The following is a 15,454-nucleotide window of genomic DNA, read 5'->3' as shown; positions in this document are numbered from 1 at the left end:
GATGATTTTCTTGAAAGGGCTGGTCGTAAAACACCGGCCCTTTTTGTGTACATATAAAAAGTGAAACTGGAAATAAATAAATAGTATTATTTTTTAGCAATGGAGGGATAAAATGGAAGACAACAATGGGCGGGGGACAGGTGAAAGTGCAAACTCATTAACAAATCGCCAAGGTCATCCTGTAACAGATAACCAAAATATTAGAACCGTTGGAAACCGAGGACCATCAACACTAGAAAATTATGATTTTATTGAAAAAATATCTCATTTTGACCGTGAGAGAGTGCCAGAGCGGGTGGTTCATGCACGCGGAGCTGGTGCGCATGGATTCTTTGAGGCTTATGGTAAGGTTGGTAATGAGGATATCGCCAAATATACAAGAGCAAAGCTATTCCAAGAAAAGGGAAAACGCACTCCGGTTTTTGTTCGTTTTTCGACGGTAGCCGGCGCGATGGAATCACCAGAAACTGAACGTGACCCTAGGGGCTTTGCGGTGAAGTTTTATACGGAGGATGGAAACTGGGATCTTGTGGGGAATAATCTTAAAATATTCTTTATTCGTGATGCGATGAAGTTTCCTGACATGATTCATGCGTTTAAGCCCGATCCAGTGTCAAATTTAAGTAATCCTGAACGGATGTTTGATTTTCTCTCTCGGACACCAGAAGCTACACATATGGTTACATTTCTTTTCTCTCCATGGGGAATTCCTGCGAATTATCGCCAAATGCAGGGCTCAGGTGTAAATACATATAAATGGGTGAACAAGGACGGTGAGGCTGTTTTAATTAAGTACCACTGGGAACCGTTGAAACAAGGGATTAAGAATCTTACCCAAAAGGAAGCATCGCAAATACAAGCTAAAAGTGTTAGCCATGCTACCCAGGATTTATATGAGGCCATTGAGAATGGTGATTATCCTGAGTGGGAGCTTTGTGTTCAAATTATGAGCGATGATTACCATCCTGAATTGGATTTTGATCCGTTAGATGACACCAAATTGTGGCCAACAGACAAGTTTCCATTCTTAAAGGTAGGAAAAATGGTATTAAACAAAAATCCGGAAAATTATTTCAATGAAGTGGAGCAGGCAGCGTTTGGTACAGGAGTATTGGTAGACGGATTAGATTTTTCTGATGATAAAATGCTTCAAGGCAGAACTTTTTCCTATTCAGATACACAGCGATACCGCGTAGGTACGAATTATTTACAACTTCCAATTAATGCTCCTAAGAAGCGGGTTGCAACCAATCAGCGGGGCGGCCAAATGTCTTATCATGTAGATTCGGGTCAAAATCCACACGTAAACTATGAGCCTTCAGTTATCGGAGGCTTAAAGGAAGCGGAACAGGTAGGGAAAGTACACGAACCACACTACAATGATAAATTGGTTCGTGAAAAAATTGACCGTACCAATGATTTTGGACAAGCAGGCGATACGTACAGGAACTTTGAAGACTGGGAAAGAGAAGAACTCATAAGCAACCTAGTCGACGCGCTTAAAGTCTGCAGACCTGAAATTCAGAATAAAATGATTGAGTACTTTACTAACGCAGACGAGGATTATGGTAAACGGATAAGCGACGGAGTAGCGAAGGCAGTGGAGATGAGGAAGGAAACTACCCATACAAGCAGTGCTGCCGCTGATGAGGCGACCAATAAGGCACAACAAATGGGACATGAAGCAGACCCATATTAATATAGGATGGCCGAACTCTTGGTGAGTTCGGCCATTTTTGTGATTTATTGGCGAAGTGATTTGATAGGCAAGATAGAAGGATTTTATCAAGTTGTGGCGAAAATTGTATTTAATAAAACATTCATTTTAAGGGAAGGTGTTTATTTTATGTATCGTTTTAAAGCCATTGATCACATTCAACTAGCGGCTCCTAAGGGGTGTGAAGATGCTGCAAGGAAGTTTTTTATCGATATATTAGGATTTGAGGAAATGGAAAAACCAGCACAATTGAAGAAGCGCGGCGGTGTTTGGTTTCGAAATGGAAGTACACAAGTACATATTGGCGTGGAAGAGCCTTTTGCTCCGGCGAAAAAGGCACATCCTGCCTTTGAGATAGAAAATATCGAAACATTGAAGAAACATTTAATTGAAAATGGATTAGAAGTAGTTGAAGACAATAATCTTCCGGGAGCTAATCGTTTCTATACATCCGATCCCTTTGGTAACCGCATTGAATTGCTAGAGTGGATCTGACATTTCATAGAAGGGAGGGAGGAAAATGAGTTTACGGGATAAATCAATTGAAGAATTAGAGGAAATTGAAGAAGAACTGAATGAGCAGGAGAGGGAATATGGATATTCAAATTATTCCATGAAAATTGACTTGTATAGGGAAATGTACCGAAAACTCTCCCAGTTTGTCAGCCAAAATATTGAGGACTATCAAAGTTCACTCGATTATGTAAAAAGGAAATTGATTTACTCTCTCATCCACTATGGAACGTATTTGAAAACGGAATACCAAAAAGATGATTATTTGGCTCGGAGTTGTCTGGAGGAAGCCTTACTATACGATAAAAGAAATCCATTGGCTTCTTATCGTCTAGGTTTTTTGTCTTATAAGTATAATGAATATGCAAACGCGATTCAGTATTTCCAACATGCAATAGACCATGATCAATACCAGAAACAGCATCTTTATCAACTTAATGAACAGCAGCAGTTAAATGCCCATCTTTATTTGACAAATTGCGCTCTGCATATTGCGAAGGAAACATATGAAAAAATGAATCAATTACCTCTTGTTAAGACTTTTGAAATACCGAATCAGGAATTGTCTCCATTGTTTAGCAGTTTAATTGAAAATGATAAATATTTGCTGCGAAATGCTTTTTATAAGATTGGTAAAGATGTGACTGACACTTGTTCAAAAGCGGAATGTGAAAAATTAATTTCATCTCCACCTCCAGAAACACTACTAGTATATTTCAGTGATCGGACGATTATTGCCGTATTTGAGGATGAGGAGGTTACCCTCACGCAGGACCAAGGATATATGCTCGGTTATTACCTATTAAAAAGTTCAGAAGAGCATCCAGCTACAAGACATGATTTCTCTGTTGTCGATACCATTAGACCTAACACCTATATACAGTCTGTGAATCGGTTAAGAAACAGAATGATTAATCGAGGATTTCCTCCGTTAATACAACGCACAAGATACCAAGAGGAAACTGCATATTATTATGACGGATCGTATCCTTTTTATATCATGTATCGAGTGGATGAGGAAATTGAATATCGTTAAAATATGCGATGACGATGCTGTCATCGCATTTATTCAAGTCTCAAAAAATAAATTTTGAATATTCATGTGTGTATTGAATATTAGTTAAAATAGGTATTTTATCTTTTAAGACCTTCAAAATGGAGGGGATCCTTTGAAAATTGAATACCAACATACTTTTGGTTTGCCGAGGAAAATTGTCTGGAAGTACATCAAGGATGAAAAAGTTCTAGGTAACGCAATCCCAAACTGCAGAACAATTTCCCAAAGGACACCTGGATTATATCAATCTGAAATTAACATGAACATAGGTCCACTGAAGGATTTATTTACACTCGAGGTTAGGATTGAAAAAGAACAGGCATCATCTTATTGTCATTTGCTCCTGCAAGGAAAAGGGAATTTAGGGGAAGTTAGCGGAAATGCGCATTTATTCTTTAATGAACATCAAGGCAGCACTCAACTCACTATTCAGGCTGAAGTGAAAGTAACTGGCACACTGTCTGGGATTGCAGAGCGTGCTATCAACGGCGGAGCAAACAAGGGAATAGAGAGATTTTTCCTAAGTCTTGAAAAAGAAATAAAGAAAAACCTTTATCTATCGCGTAAAAGTCGAAAATGAGAAAAAGCAACGACATGGAGCGTTGCTTTTTCTCATGTTATTTATTCATGCTCCGGATAATTCGCTAATTCTTTTATTCCTACGATCCAGTCTTTGAAGGTAGCATACTTATTGGCGTCGAAGCCAAAGTGTTTTTTAATTAAAGTGATTGATTCTTGTTCATTTTCATGAACAATTCCATCTGAATAGACTAGTCGAAGAATTTCAGTTAGTACAATATGTTTGGAGCGTTCTTCTTTAAAAACCTTAAGAATATCATCTATCGCTACGCCTTTGATTTTATAATCTTCAAGATCCATTTCCTTTTGATACTTCGCAATAACTGGATTTTCAAAAACCGAGAATTTCCCATCAATCGTGGCCATTAAATAGGCTAACTCTAGAAACGCTTCTTTCTCCTCTTGTTGAAGCTTGGTTAAAAACATTATGTGTAGCTCCTTTTTTAATAAAAAATGAATTATGTTATTAGACATCTTAACAAGTTTAAATACCATTTGTCTATTCTTTATATGGTGGAAAAAGGAAAATTCTTGTTTAAAAGCGAATAAAATGAAGGTTGGGTAAAAAAGGGGGTAATGTTATGGAAGGATTTCTTTTTATGTTTATTACATCTCTTCTTGGAGTCCTGCTTTTTATTAATTTTGTATTTTTTATTAAAAATACAAAAGATGAAAAAAGTACTCATAATCAAACGGTCTTGGATAGGGTTCTGACCTTCTTTTTTATTTTTTCATTCTTAATTTGTATTAAGGGGGTATAGTAGGAGACTCTTTATGTAGATTGGGATGGCCAAAATGTAAAGTTGACTTGGATTCCCAATATGAAAATTAAATATTCTACTATTATTATAAGTGTTCACGCTATTTGTTTTTTGTAATGGACGATCATGGACTTTCGAACGTTATTTGACACGATGCTTTAATTATAAAAACATTTTAAAGGGGTTTAATGCTTTTGCTTAAGACAAAGAGATGCGTACGAATAGAAAGGGGAATATGAAATGGAACAAAAATTACTTAGAATTGGAACTACCTATTTACCAGTAAGCAATGTAGAACTTTCGTCAGAATGGTATGTAACCAAATTAGGTGCAGTATTAAACTATAAAGATCAAGACAAAGCTATACTTAATTTTGCCAATCAAAGTATCTTTCTTGTAAAGGCAAAGAAAGATGAAAACTCCAACTTCTATAATACTTATGGAGATGAGTGTTTCTCAATCACTTTTGAAGTGAATGGAATAAATGCTCTTGAAGCCATTCATAGCGAGTTCAAGGAAAAAGAAGTTAGAGTAGGGGAAATCGAAAACCGTGGACATAGTGGAAGAAACTTTGTTTTCTATGACCTTGACGGAAATAAATTTGATGTGTGGAGTGAACTTAGTCCAATATATAAAGAGAAGTTTCTTTCTTAGTAGTGATGGAGAAACTATTAGAACAATAACTCGAAAAAAGGTGCTGGATTGAGGGGTCTGACAGAAAGGGCAGGTTTGGTGACGATGGTTCATGAAACAACATTACATATATTAAATGGGCAAGCAATGTACGATTTTTTTAAAAGGACGAATTTCCTCCAAGGTGAAATAATGATTCCCTTTAACGAAGCAATGTGTTTTGGGGACACAACAGATAAGCTCTTCACACGTGAATTTGTCGAGATACGTGCAAAGGTTCATCATGTAAGTCCAGAGCAATATACTGAAATCACTATAAATCCGATAAAACCGCTTCTTAGCAAAGGTTTTACCCACATAGAACTATGGTTTGACGAGGATATGTTTTGTCAAATCAATATCCTCTCGATTCTTGCTTGGCTCGATAAAAACGGTCACAGTAAGCCCATTGACCTTCATATTGTTGGAGAAAAGTTTGAACCTATTAGTAAGTACACATTAATGGCAGCGGGATATTATGAACTTTTTATAGATGTATTGATACATAAAACGCTCCCTAAATCGATCCATCTAGTACCCTTAAAGAAGGGAGTTGAGTTATATTTAACATATCTTAATGAGGACAGTAACCTAACGATGTATATCAAAAAGCACCAAAATATGACGGAAAAAGAACTTGTATACTCCCTTATACAAAATTTCAAAGAGTATGGATTGGGTGATGTACAATACCTAGAAATTTTAAGGGCGCAACGTTCTAAAAGATTAAAGACGAGCAATTAATCGAGCGTTGGACAAAAGCCTACACTAAGTTTATTAAGGTTTAATAGTTTGTTGCTAGCGTTTCTATCACATGCAGAAGCGCTTTTTTGTTCGTTTGTTAAGCTAATTCTTATTTACACAATTATGGAATATCCAGTTTATTTCCAGTAAATAATATTTAAACTGAAATGATTTTTTGTTATTGATAGAAAAAACGGAGTTGATAAGGTGCATTTATTATTGAATAGCCTGTTTCTTATTGCTGGTCTGAAATGGGGTGACTGGAAGCGATGGAGTAAATACCATTCCACTATTTTATTCTTTTGGTTTGGTGATTTGCTTTATAATGTTCTCTGCAAAAATTATCTTATGTGGGAGTACAAGGAGACGATATTTGGTCAAAATCTCCTGCCCAATCATCTAGCTGTTTCATTTTTAATCATGTTTGTAGCGTACCCGGCCACTGTTATCATTTATCTCGGAAATATTCCAAAGGGTACATATAGAGTAGTCCTGTGGCTCCTCTTCTGGGTGATTTTATATTCAGTGGTAGAATACATAAATTTACGTTACCTTAACCTAGTTTCTCATCATCACGGTTGGTCGATGGGATGGTCAGTTTTATTCAATTTGATCATTTTTTCCATGCTGCTTCTACATTATAAACACCAAGTTGCAGCTTTACTAATCTCCATTCCAATCATTTTATTCTTTGTCATTTTCTTTGAAGTTCCCATTTATTGAAGAGCAATAGAATATATTTTGTTAGGATGTAAAAACTAAAGGTAAATTAAGGTTAAGGGGATTTAACATGGATTTAATCAAACCGATCAACATAAGCTCTGATAAATTAAGTCCAGATCAGCCATTTACTGCCATCGAATTGGGAAAGCTATGGGCTGCATATTTAGGAAATAGTATGTCTAACAGGATTTTGAGCTACTTTCTTAAAAATGTAGAAGATGAATATGTAAAAATATTACTGGAAAATGGATACAACCTTACAGTGGATTTTATGAAGACCATTGAAAAGTTTTTAACGAATGATAAGGCCGTAATCCCCATAGGTTTTACAGAAGAGGACGTTAATCTCGGAGCACCTAGGTTATTTGAAGACCAATTTTACGTTCATTATTTGAAATATGCTGCTAAAGCTGGACTCAGTTTATATGCGATTGCCATTCCTTTGACGTTGAGAGAAGATATACGTGAATTTTTCATCCACTGTAGCACCTGTACCACAATTCTATTAGGGCAGATTAACAATGTATTACTCGAAAAAGGATACATCATAAAGGCTCCTACAATTCCTGTGCCTACAAAAGTTGATTTTATCCAAAAGGAAAACTATTTGAATGGCTTCTTTGGCGATATCCGACCTTTACATGCGTTAGAAATTACACATTTGTACGATAATATTGAAAATAACATAACGAGTAAAGCACTTTTGATTGGTTTCAGCCAGGTAGCAAAAAAAGAAAAAGTTAGAGAATATTTTATTAAAGGAAAAGAAATTACGGACAAAGAAGTTCAGCGTTTTCAAGATAAAATGCATAAAGATAATTTACCATTTCCATCTCAAATTGATCATTTAGTTACGGATTCTACTTTTTCACCTTTTTCAGATCGAATAATGGTGTTTCATAAAGTAGATATGTTTTCAATCAAGATTCGATCGTTTGCAAATTCTATGGCCGTAAATGGGAGACGAGATATTGGTATGATGTATATGAAATCACTTACCGAGGTTTCTTTATTTGTAGAAGATGGGGCAAATATCATGATTGAACACGGTTGGATGGAACAACCACCTAAAGCAATAGATCGTGAGAAATTGTCTTCAAAGTAATCTTGATTTTAAATGTTGGAAGGTCTTTTAAATGTAAAGGAGAAGTGATATGGATTCAACTCGAATTTCACTAACCGCTCCAGAGGTTTCCAGTTTATGGACACAGTACATGTTTGATTCCATGTCCATTGGTTTTATTAGGTATGCGCTTGAACACTTAGTAGATGAGAAAATTATTGAAATTTACAAACAATCACTTGAGCTTTCTGTGAAACATGTTCAAAAAGTGAAGGATTTTTTTGGAGGGGAGAGTGTTCCCATTCCAAAAGGTTTTACAGAGGAAGATGTCAACACGCATGCCCCGCGCTTATTTCAAGATCCTTTCTATTTGTACTATATATACATAATGTCATTACAAGGGCTGACCGGTTACTCCTTATCTCTAAGTACCTCTATTCGAGCTGATCTTCGAAAATATTATATGACCTGTAATACGGAAACCATGGCGCTTTTTGATAAAACCATTGATACGATGCTGACGAAAGGGCTTTATTCAAGGCCAGCGACCCTTACCCCTGCTGAAAATATTGACTTTATTAAACACCAGAGTTTTTTAACGGGCTGGTTTGGGGAGAAGCGTCCCTTAACGGGGATTGAAATAGGGGATATTACCTTTAATATGAACAAAATGCATATGCATGTCGCATTAAAGGTCGGGTTCAGCCAAGTAGCGGCATCTAGTAAAGTGCGACAATATATAAATAGGGGTAAAGAGATATCCAATAAACATATCGCTTCATTTGGTAAAATTTTTCGTGAAGAGATGTTGAATTCACCGATATCATGGCAATCGCATGTTACCAACTCCACAACATCCCCATTTTCAGATAAATGGATGATGTATCAAGTTCAACTTTCAACCCAGATAGCGATTGCCTTTTATGGAACGGCTTTGAGTGTTACCTCTAGAGCGGACATTGCTGAAAAATATATCGTGATGACTAGTGAACTCGTCAGATACGCTGAAGATGGTGCCAATCTAATGATTGAAAATGGTTGGATGGAAGAACCGCCAAAAGCAAGTGACCGTAGAGCATTATCCAAAGGCAACAAGGAAGGCATTGAAAATAAACAACATGATAAGTAAAAGGTAATTATTTGAAAAGGATAGAGCTCAAGTCTATCCTTTTTTCTATGAAAAAAATGGATAAAAAGAAGGTGTTAATAGAACTTAAATAGAAAAATATTGGAGAGGTTGTTAAAACAAAAGGAGAGTATAGAATGTTGACGAAAGAAGAATTGTTGGATATAAAAACGCTTCAGGAAATTTGTGAGAAGGAGGGCAGTCTTCAGTTAAAGTTAAATTTTGATATGCTTGAAACCAGGTCTGGAAAACGGAAGGAAGACTTTTTTCATTATGAAGATGGTGCCCTTGTTGGTTATCTAGGCTGCTATTATTTTGGAAATAAAGTAGAGATTTGCGGTATGGTTCACCCGGATTTTCGAAGAAAAGGGATATTTTCTAAGTTGTTAGAAGGTGCCCTAGATGAAGCTAAGAAACGTGAAACGAGGACCATTTTGTTAAATGCTCCAACCGAGTCCCAATCTGCGAAGGAGTTCTTAAAGAACATCCCCTGCACCTTGTCGATGGTAGAATATCAAATGAAATGGCATAAAACCGTGTTAGCAGTCGATGATACAGTTATGGTTAGACCATCATCTTCAGAAGAAGATTGGGAAGCGGAAATACAACTCGATGTCCAGTGCTTTGGATTAAAAGAACAGGAAGCACGTCAGTACAAGAAGGAAAACGAAGACCTTCATACAGACATAAGACTTATTATAGAATTTGAAGGGGAAATTGCTGGGAAAATGCGTCTTTCTGAAATGAATGGTGAATCGTGGATTTATGGATTCTCCGTTTTTCCAGAACTCCAGGGAAAAGGAATCGGCAGAAAAGCACTATCGAAAGTAGTAAAAATGCAGGAAGAGAAAGGTTTGTCTATTTTTCTAGAGGTTGAAGCGAAAAATGCGCATGCGCTAAAGCTCTATGAATCATGCGGATTTAGAAGCTATCATTCACAGGATTACTATAAGGTAAATTAATTAACCAGAAGGGGGGATCTTTAATCCCTCTTTTGATATATTTTTCTCATATTACTACTTTTTTTATAAAAAAAATAGAGACAATTGTAACCGTTTACATTATAATAATAGTAAGAACTAGGAGAGGGGAACGAAACCATGGAACTTTTATTTGAACAATGTGAACATAACAAGCAGGAAGAACCTTGTGAAGAGTGTGCCCCGCAAAAAGAGTGTGAAGAAAATTTAGATCTCTATGAATATGATTATTATAAAAGAATATGGTTTTAGGATAGTATCACTGAATTATTATTCCTAAAGGTAAACGGAGCTGTCATGATGACGGCTTTTCTTTTTTTGGAAAGAAAGAAATACTATCTGGAAGTTTAAGTCAAAATCAGTGCAGAAGAGAAAGTACTGTCATATAATAGTCTAATAAAATCTATCAATAAAGGGGAGTAATATAAATGAATAACCATATAATAAATGAAATAAAAAGTTGGGCGAAGTCCATTTGTATTGCATTAGGAGTAACACTAGTGGTTAGAACATTTATTTTTGCCCCATACATTGTCGAGGGTGCTTCGATGGAACCGACATTACATAATCATGAAAAAATCTTTGTAAATAAATTAAATGTAACCGACAATTTTAAAAGAGGAGAAATTGTCATTATTAAAGGAATTGACGTTAACTATGTGAAAAGAATAATCGCTTTACCAGGAGATACGATTGAAATGAGGAAGGATCAACTTTTTATTAATGGTGTTCAATTCGAGGAATCCTATCTTTCTAAAAATCGTAAACAGGCGGAACAAAAGGGGAGTCTATTAACAGGTGACTTTGGACCCGAAATCGTTCCGGAAAATAATTATTTTGTTATGGGTGATAACCGACTCCACAGTATGGATAGCCGCAATGGTTTAGGCTATATTCAAAAAGAAACTATTGTCGGGAAGCCTGAATTTGTGTTTCTGCCATTTACGCAAATTAGAAATATTAAATAATACAGTAAAACTATTTAGGAAATGACGTGTGCTGGTTGGCACACGTCATTTCTTTTTTAATGGAGGTAATGTCGTAACTGCTCAATCTGTCTTCGACTTGTATCAATAACATCTTCTGCAAGTTGCCTGCTTTCGGAATCAAGATCGCCACGTACAAGTTCCTCAGAATATTCCACTCCATATTGATTTAAGCCCTTCAACGCATCTTTAATGATTTCAGTTTGGGCGTCAGGGAGCATGGCATTGTGCATAAAGCTATGCATCGAGCCTGAGAAACCTTCACCGTCCGCCGGAACACCGCCTAAATTTTGAATCCGCTCCGCAAGTTTCAGTGCATTCAACTTTGCATCCTTCTGCATCGATTGAAAGACTGTCTTTAGTTCTTCATCCTCAACCTTTTGGATATAGTGTTCAAAAGAACGTATCCCCATATAGGTACCTCTTAATAATGTATTTAACTCCTCAATAATGACTTCATTCGCCATTGTCGCACTTCCTTTCATTCTATTTTGACACGATGTTAGGTTTTTTTATTCGAGATTTGCTAGTAAATCATCCATACTGTATGAATATGAAATTTTACGGAACCATTTATGGGATAGCTTCGTCTAAGGTTAGGAAAGAAAGAGAGGGGTTAGAAATGCTTGTGAAGAAGATAGAAACTACTACATTACCTATTCAGTTTGATCAGTTAACGAAAGAAGACCAACTTAGCTGGCTGATGGAAGAGTATGGGGACATGGTTGTAAGGCTTGCTTTCACGTATGTTAAACAAAAACAATTAGCTGAAGATATTTCACAGGAGGTATTTATTAGCTGCTATAAAAGTTTGGAAACGTTCCAACATAAGGCTAGCTATAAAACCTGGCTTTATCGTATTACGGTAAATAAATGCAAAGATTATTTTAGAAGTTGGTCTTATAAAAACATTCTTTATCAAGATTTCTTTCGTTCTATTTTTCCAACTGGGGGTCAATCGGTTGAGTCGGAGATTCTTGAAGGTGAAGAAAAAGAAATTATCTTTGAACAGGTTTTAGCACTTCCCATTAAATTAAGAGAAGTAATAATCCTACAATACTATGAAGAATTATCGGTTAATGAAATATCTGAACTACTAGGTATTAAATCCAATACGGTAAAAACAAGGCTTCATCGGGCCAAGAAATTATTACAAAGTTCTTTGAAGGAGAGGCATAGTTATGAGGGATAAACTAAAATATCCGAAAAATTTACATATGCGTTTTGAAGATAAGCACAAGCAAAAAGTGATGGAGGCGATAAAAAATCTTCCTGAAGAGAATCGTAGTAAGGGAAGCAAGATCATAATAAAAAGATGGGGCTATTCAACTTTTGCAGCAATTGTATTGTTTTTGTTGTTGATAGGTTCAACCCATGTTTCTTTAGCGATGGCAAAGGTTACAGCAAAGATTCCTTACTTTAGTTATTTTATAAAGCAAAAGGAATACTCAAATGCCTTACATGGAGTCATATTTGAAGTTATAACTCAAAATAAGTATGACATTAGTAATTTAAATGTTTCAGTCCCAGACAGAGAGATTAAGATTTGGTTGGTAGGCTCAAAAGATGAAGTACGATCAATGAAAACTGAAGTGATCGAAAACATTAATAGTGAATTAGTAGCACAGAACTTTGGAAAATATGAGATTGAAGTAAAAAGAGGAAAAGTACGACAATCTGATGCAATGGAATCTACTCCAGAGATAAAGGAATATATTAGAAAGTCATTTGAGTTAGAAGAAAAGCTAATCGACATGCTTGCGAAAAATAATTACCATCCAGCCTTCCCAGTTCAAGTCCGTATAAATAGTAAGGAGAAATTTATCTATGTTGCCTTGCCAAAAACGGAAAAAAGAGTGGCTGAACTAAAAGAACAATTAAATTTACTTACCAAGGATTATGGTAAATTTAAATATAAAATTACCAGTATCGACATGGCCGCTAGGGAACAAGAACTAAGATGGGTGCAAAATGGGATTCTCGATATCATTTTTGACGGATTAGGTGAAAATAAAGCTTTTAAAATAGAAGGGCTTTCTTACTCCTTCCATCCATTGCCATTACAAATCGGAGTAAGAATATCGCTTAAGTCTACGGATCCAGAGGCAATTGAAATAGCAGAAACAATTGAAAATGAAATTGCTGAATTTATTAAAACACATGAAATGACAGCAGATGTAAGAAACGATCCATATGAGGTAACGATTTACGGTAAGGATGAGAAAAAAATTAATAAGAAATAAGTGTTAGGAGAAAGGACCGTTTTTAAAACTGGTCCTTTTGGTTATTTTTTAAAGACATGTTGTCCAATGACAAGTGTGGTTGCTCGTGTATCAAGCCAACGGCTGGTGGCGATAGCAGGATTATAGAAAAATAATGCTCCTGGCGCTAATTGACGTTGATCAGTTAATGCGGCTTTGACAGCTTGAATACTTTCCTCATCTGCAGGCTTATTGATTTCACCATTTTTCACCGGTTGGAATTGTCCAGGGGCATAAATGACTTCCTTAATGGTGTCAGGGAATTGGGGACTTTCAACTCTGTTCAGTACTACACATGCGACTGCAATTTTCCCCTCTAAAGGTTCCGTTTGTGCCTCAGCTCTAACCAATCGAGCGAGCAAATCTATTTCAGAATCAGAGAAACTGATATTCTTAGTTGGCTCTACTACTTTTGATACATTGGTCATAGTGGATTTAATAGTATTAATGTTTTGTCCTATGTAAATAAGATTTAGGTTCGAAATTTGTGGATTTACATCGGCTAATTCTTGCAGTGTTAATTGATGTTCCCTAGCAATTTTTGACATCGTGTCACCAGGTTTAACCTCATAAGCAAAAGCAGGGGAAGCAAATAATAGGGTGGCAGTCAAAGTTAATAACGTAAAAAGTTTTTTCATAATTCTAGTCCTCCAAGTTGGTTTAATGTATTTAACTCTATTACTATGAATTGAAAAAATAGATTAGTATTACAGTTAAGTTACATGGATAAGACAATTAGAAGACTATTGTTTGGAAGTAAATACCATATTGATAGAGTTTGTGCTAGAATTTAACAAGTTGTTAAGGTGGGAAATCGTTTATGAAGCCCAAACGTTCGATTGGATTGGAAAAGTGGTCCTAATGAAGCCAAAAACTTGTGTAGGACTTTTTGAAATAAACAAAAACCTGTGAATCATTTATTATAAAGTTACAAAGGTTAATGAAGGAATCTTGAAGCCAAAGCAAATAAGTTTGTTTCCTGTATTTCTATTGTTACAATAGACTATACCTTTAAAAAGAAAGGACTTATATAAATAATGGGAACTATTAATATACCTGTATCTGTCTTGAATTTAGCCCCGATTCGCCAGGGGAAGAGTTCAAAAGAAGCCATAGATGAAATGACAGCTCTTGCACAAGCAACGGAAAAAATGGGCTATCAACGATATTGGATTGCTGAGCACCATAATACTCCGACACTTGTCAGTTCAGCGACCCCGATTTTAATTAAGCATACGTTAGAGCACACGAACACAATCAAGGTAGGATCTGGCGGGATTATGCTGCCAAATCATTCGCCACTTGTGGTAGCTGAACAATTCGGTACAATGGCAACCATTTATCCGAATCGAGTAGAACTGGGACTAGGGCGTGCACCTGGTACTGATATGATGACGGCTAATGCATTGCGACGCTCAAAAAATGATTCAGTCTATACCTTTCCTGACGATGTGAAGGCATTGCTAACTTACTTTGGTCCGGAAGAGCACCAAGGATATGTGAGAGCTTATCCTGGTGTAGAAACCAATGTACCAATTTATATTCTGGGTTCCTCCACAGATTCAGCCTATCTAGCCGCAAGTTTAGGACTGCCATATGTATTTGCATCTCATTTCGCACCAAAAATGATGGGCGAAGCGATTTCCATTTATCGAGAAAGATTCCAGCCTTCTGAGTATCTAGACAAACCGTATATGATGGTATGTATGAATGTTATTGCTGCGGAAACGGATGAAGAGGCTCGAATCTTACAAACCACGATGCATCAGTTTTTCTTAAATGTTGTCCGTGGTTCACGTAATCCGTTACAGCCGCCTGTAGAAAGCATGGATGGAATTTGGACTCCGATGGAGGAAGAAATGGCTAGGTCTATGTCAAGCGTAACCTTATTGGGGAGCAAAGAAACCATCCGTCAGCAGTTGACAGATTTCCAAGACATTTATGCAGTAGATGAAATCATGGCAGTGTCCTATATCTACGATCCTGATAAACAAATACGTTCGTATGAAATATTTAAAGAAGTTGTTGAGGGAAAGTAGTTTTTTCTTAAGGAGTGATTGTGACGGAATGTGAGGCTGTGTGAATTATTAGGGCACAATGAGCGAGGATTGTTACCGAAATTATCGCATGACTACATTTTAGGAAACAATCGTATAACAGTGAAAAAATGGCGTATAAATTTACGTCATTTTTTCTTGAGTAAAAAGGTGTTTAACATTAAAATAACATTTAAACTTTCTGAAAAACGCATTCATTCACACCACCATCCATT

18 protein-coding genes are annotated in these 15,454 nt (G+C 36.3%); 15 read left to right on the top strand and 3 right to left on the bottom strand.

Annotated features, from left to right (window positions below):
* Window positions 1-112: 112 nt before the first annotated feature.
* From QUG14_RS05840 to QUG14_RS05825, 4 genes are all read left to right on the top strand, one after another.
* A complete protein-coding gene (locus QUG14_RS05840; protein WP_289339584.1) occupies window positions 113-1,699 on the top strand; it encodes a catalase in 1,587 nt (528 codons plus the stop codon).
* A 147-nt stretch (window positions 1,700-1,846) separates the two neighbouring features.
* Window positions 1,847-2,212, top strand: coding sequence for a VOC family protein (locus tag QUG14_RS05835; RefSeq protein WP_289339583.1), 366 nt, complete (start codon window positions 1,847-1,849; stop codon window positions 2,210-2,212).
* Between the two features lie 25 nt (window positions 2,213-2,237).
* Entirely contained in the window at window positions 2,238-3,266 is a 1,029-nt protein-coding gene (locus QUG14_RS05830; RefSeq protein WP_289339582.1) for a tetratricopeptide repeat protein, read from the top strand.
* 133 nt (window positions 3,267-3,399) lie between these two features.
* Window positions 3,400-3,867, top strand: coding sequence for an SRPBCC family protein (locus QUG14_RS05825; protein WP_289339581.1), 468 nt, complete (start codon window positions 3,400-3,402; stop codon window positions 3,865-3,867).
* A gap of 41 nt (window positions 3,868-3,908) precedes the next feature.
* Here QUG14_RS05825 and QUG14_RS05820 read toward each other — a convergent pair whose 3' ends face one another.
* Window positions 3,909-4,292 (bottom strand): hypothetical protein, encoded by a 384-nt coding sequence (locus QUG14_RS05820; RefSeq protein WP_289339580.1) that lies wholly within the window; start codon window positions 4,290-4,292, stop codon window positions 3,909-3,911.
* A 575-nt stretch (window positions 4,293-4,867) separates the two neighbouring features.
* On the opposite strand from QUG14_RS05820, the gene QUG14_RS05815 reads away from it, so the two are divergent.
* The 8 genes from QUG14_RS05815 (at window position 4,868) to lepB (ending at window position 10,903) form a co-directional block, all read left to right on the top strand.
* Complete coding sequence (locus tag QUG14_RS05815) at window positions 4,868-5,281, top strand: VOC family protein (RefSeq protein ID WP_289339579.1); 414 nt, start codon at window positions 4,868-4,870, stop codon at window positions 5,279-5,281.
* A 78-nt stretch (window positions 5,282-5,359) separates the two neighbouring features.
* A complete protein-coding gene (locus tag QUG14_RS05810) occupies window positions 5,360-6,043 on the top strand; it encodes an AraC family transcriptional regulator (RefSeq protein WP_289339578.1) in 684 nt (227 codons plus the stop codon).
* Window positions 6,044-6,262: 219 nt separating this feature from the next.
* Window positions 6,263-6,766 carry a CBO0543 family protein gene (locus QUG14_RS05805; RefSeq protein WP_289339577.1) on the top strand — a complete coding sequence of 168 codons (504 nt, stop codon included), beginning with the start codon at window positions 6,263-6,265 and terminating at the stop codon, window positions 6,764-6,766.
* A gap of 67 nt (window positions 6,767-6,833) precedes the next feature.
* Window positions 6,834-7,871 carry a DUF3231 family protein gene (locus QUG14_RS05800; protein ID WP_289339575.1) on the top strand — a complete coding sequence of 346 codons (1,038 nt, stop codon included), beginning with the start codon at window positions 6,834-6,836 and terminating at the stop codon, window positions 7,869-7,871.
* 49 nt (window positions 7,872-7,920) lie between these two features.
* Window positions 7,921-8,958 carry a DUF3231 family protein gene (locus QUG14_RS05795; protein WP_289339574.1) on the top strand — a complete coding sequence of 346 codons (1,038 nt, stop codon included), beginning with the start codon at window positions 7,921-7,923 and terminating at the stop codon, window positions 8,956-8,958.
* Between the two features lie 134 nt (window positions 8,959-9,092).
* Window positions 9,093-9,917, top strand: a complete 825-nt coding sequence (locus QUG14_RS05790) for a GNAT family N-acetyltransferase (RefSeq protein ID WP_289339573.1) — start codon at window positions 9,093-9,095, stop codon at window positions 9,915-9,917.
* A gap of 138 nt (window positions 9,918-10,055) precedes the next feature.
* Entirely contained in the window at window positions 10,056-10,187 is a 132-nt protein-coding gene (locus tag QUG14_RS05785; protein WP_289339572.1) for a hypothetical protein, read from the top strand.
* Window positions 10,188-10,363: 176 nt separating this feature from the next.
* Window positions 10,364-10,903, top strand: a complete 540-nt coding sequence (gene lepB, locus QUG14_RS05780; protein ID WP_289339571.1) for a signal peptidase I — start codon at window positions 10,364-10,366, stop codon at window positions 10,901-10,903.
* A 56-nt stretch (window positions 10,904-10,959) separates the two neighbouring features.
* Here the strand turns inward: lepB and QUG14_RS05775 are convergent, their stop codons facing one another.
* The gene (locus QUG14_RS05775) at window positions 10,960-11,388 is read right to left on the bottom strand and encodes a DUF2383 domain-containing protein (protein ID WP_289339570.1); all 429 of its coding nucleotides are present in this window, start codon (window positions 11,386-11,388) and stop codon (window positions 10,960-10,962) included.
* A gap of 161 nt (window positions 11,389-11,549) precedes the next feature.
* Here QUG14_RS05775 and QUG14_RS05770 point away from each other — a divergent pair, with 161 nt between their 5' ends.
* Complete coding sequence (locus QUG14_RS05770; protein WP_289339569.1) at window positions 11,550-12,113, top strand: sigma-70 family RNA polymerase sigma factor; 564 nt, start codon at window positions 11,550-11,552, stop codon at window positions 12,111-12,113.
* Window positions 12,103-13,164 carry a DUF4030 domain-containing protein gene (locus QUG14_RS05765; RefSeq protein WP_289339568.1) on the top strand — a complete coding sequence of 354 codons (1,062 nt, stop codon included), beginning with the start codon at window positions 12,103-12,105 and terminating at the stop codon, window positions 13,162-13,164. The genes QUG14_RS05770 and QUG14_RS05765 overlap by 11 nt, the downstream gene beginning before the upstream one ends.
* A 41-nt stretch (window positions 13,165-13,205) precedes the next feature.
* Here the strand turns inward: QUG14_RS05765 and QUG14_RS05760 are convergent, their stop codons facing one another.
* Entirely contained in the window at window positions 13,206-13,820 is a 615-nt protein-coding gene (locus QUG14_RS05760; protein ID WP_289339567.1) for a cell wall hydrolase, read from the bottom strand.
* Window positions 13,821-14,219: 399 nt separating this feature from the next.
* On the opposite strand from QUG14_RS05760, the gene QUG14_RS05755 reads away from it, so the two are divergent.
* Window positions 14,220-15,221 (top strand): LLM class flavin-dependent oxidoreductase, encoded by a 1,002-nt coding sequence (locus QUG14_RS05755; protein WP_289339566.1) that lies wholly within the window; start codon window positions 14,220-14,222, stop codon window positions 15,219-15,221.
* Window positions 15,222-15,454: the final 233 nt, after the last annotated feature.

Origin of the sequence: Neobacillus sp. CF12 (genome assembly GCF_030348765.1) — a bacterium.
Lineage (GTDB): Bacteria > Bacillota > Bacilli > Bacillales > Cytobacillaceae > Neobacillus.
The sequence above is the reverse complement of the archived record's forward strand: the minus strand, read 5'-3'. Positions and strand labels throughout refer to the sequence as shown.

What these genes read in the sequence shown, in the direction of transcription:
- QUG14_RS05815 (WP_289339579.1), top strand. Translation starts at nt 4,868, where the DNA reads ATGGAACAAAAATTACTTAGAATTGGAACTACCTATTTACCAGTAAGC.
- QUG14_RS05795 (WP_289339574.1), top strand. Translation starts at nt 7,921, where the DNA reads ATGGATTCAACTCGAATTTCACTAACCGCTCCAGAGGTTTCCAGTTTA.
- lepB (WP_289339571.1), top strand. Translation starts at nt 10,364, where the DNA reads ATGAATAACCATATAATAAATGAAATAAAAAGTTGGGCGAAGTCCATT.
- QUG14_RS05800 (WP_289339575.1), top strand. Translation starts at nt 6,834, where the DNA reads ATGGATTTAATCAAACCGATCAACATAAGCTCTGATAAATTAAGTCCA.
- QUG14_RS05760 (WP_289339567.1), bottom strand. Translation starts at nt 13,820, where the DNA reads ATGAAAAAACTTTTTACGTTATTAACTTTGACTGCCACCCTATTATTT.
- QUG14_RS05765 (WP_289339568.1), top strand. Translation starts at nt 12,103, where the DNA reads ATGAGGGATAAACTAAAATATCCGAAAAATTTACATATGCGTTTTGAA.
- QUG14_RS05790 (WP_289339573.1), top strand. Translation starts at nt 9,093, where the DNA reads ATGTTGACGAAAGAAGAATTGTTGGATATAAAAACGCTTCAGGAAATT.
- QUG14_RS05830 (WP_289339582.1), top strand. Translation starts at nt 2,238, where the DNA reads ATGAGTTTACGGGATAAATCAATTGAAGAATTAGAGGAAATTGAAGAA.
- QUG14_RS05820 (WP_289339580.1), bottom strand. Translation starts at nt 4,292, where the DNA reads ATGTTTTTAACCAAGCTTCAACAAGAGGAGAAAGAAGCGTTTCTAGAG.
- QUG14_RS05755 (WP_289339566.1), top strand. Translation starts at nt 14,220, where the DNA reads ATGGGAACTATTAATATACCTGTATCTGTCTTGAATTTAGCCCCGATT.
- QUG14_RS05785 (WP_289339572.1), top strand. Translation starts at nt 10,056, where the DNA reads ATGGAACTTTTATTTGAACAATGTGAACATAACAAGCAGGAAGAACCT.
- QUG14_RS05775 (WP_289339570.1), bottom strand. Translation starts at nt 11,388, where the DNA reads ATGGCGAATGAAGTCATTATTGAGGAGTTAAATACATTATTAAGAGGT.
- QUG14_RS05840 (WP_289339584.1), top strand. Translation starts at nt 113, where the DNA reads ATGGAAGACAACAATGGGCGGGGGACAGGTGAAAGTGCAAACTCATTA.
- QUG14_RS05835 (WP_289339583.1), top strand. Translation starts at nt 1,847, where the DNA reads ATGTATCGTTTTAAAGCCATTGATCACATTCAACTAGCGGCTCCTAAG.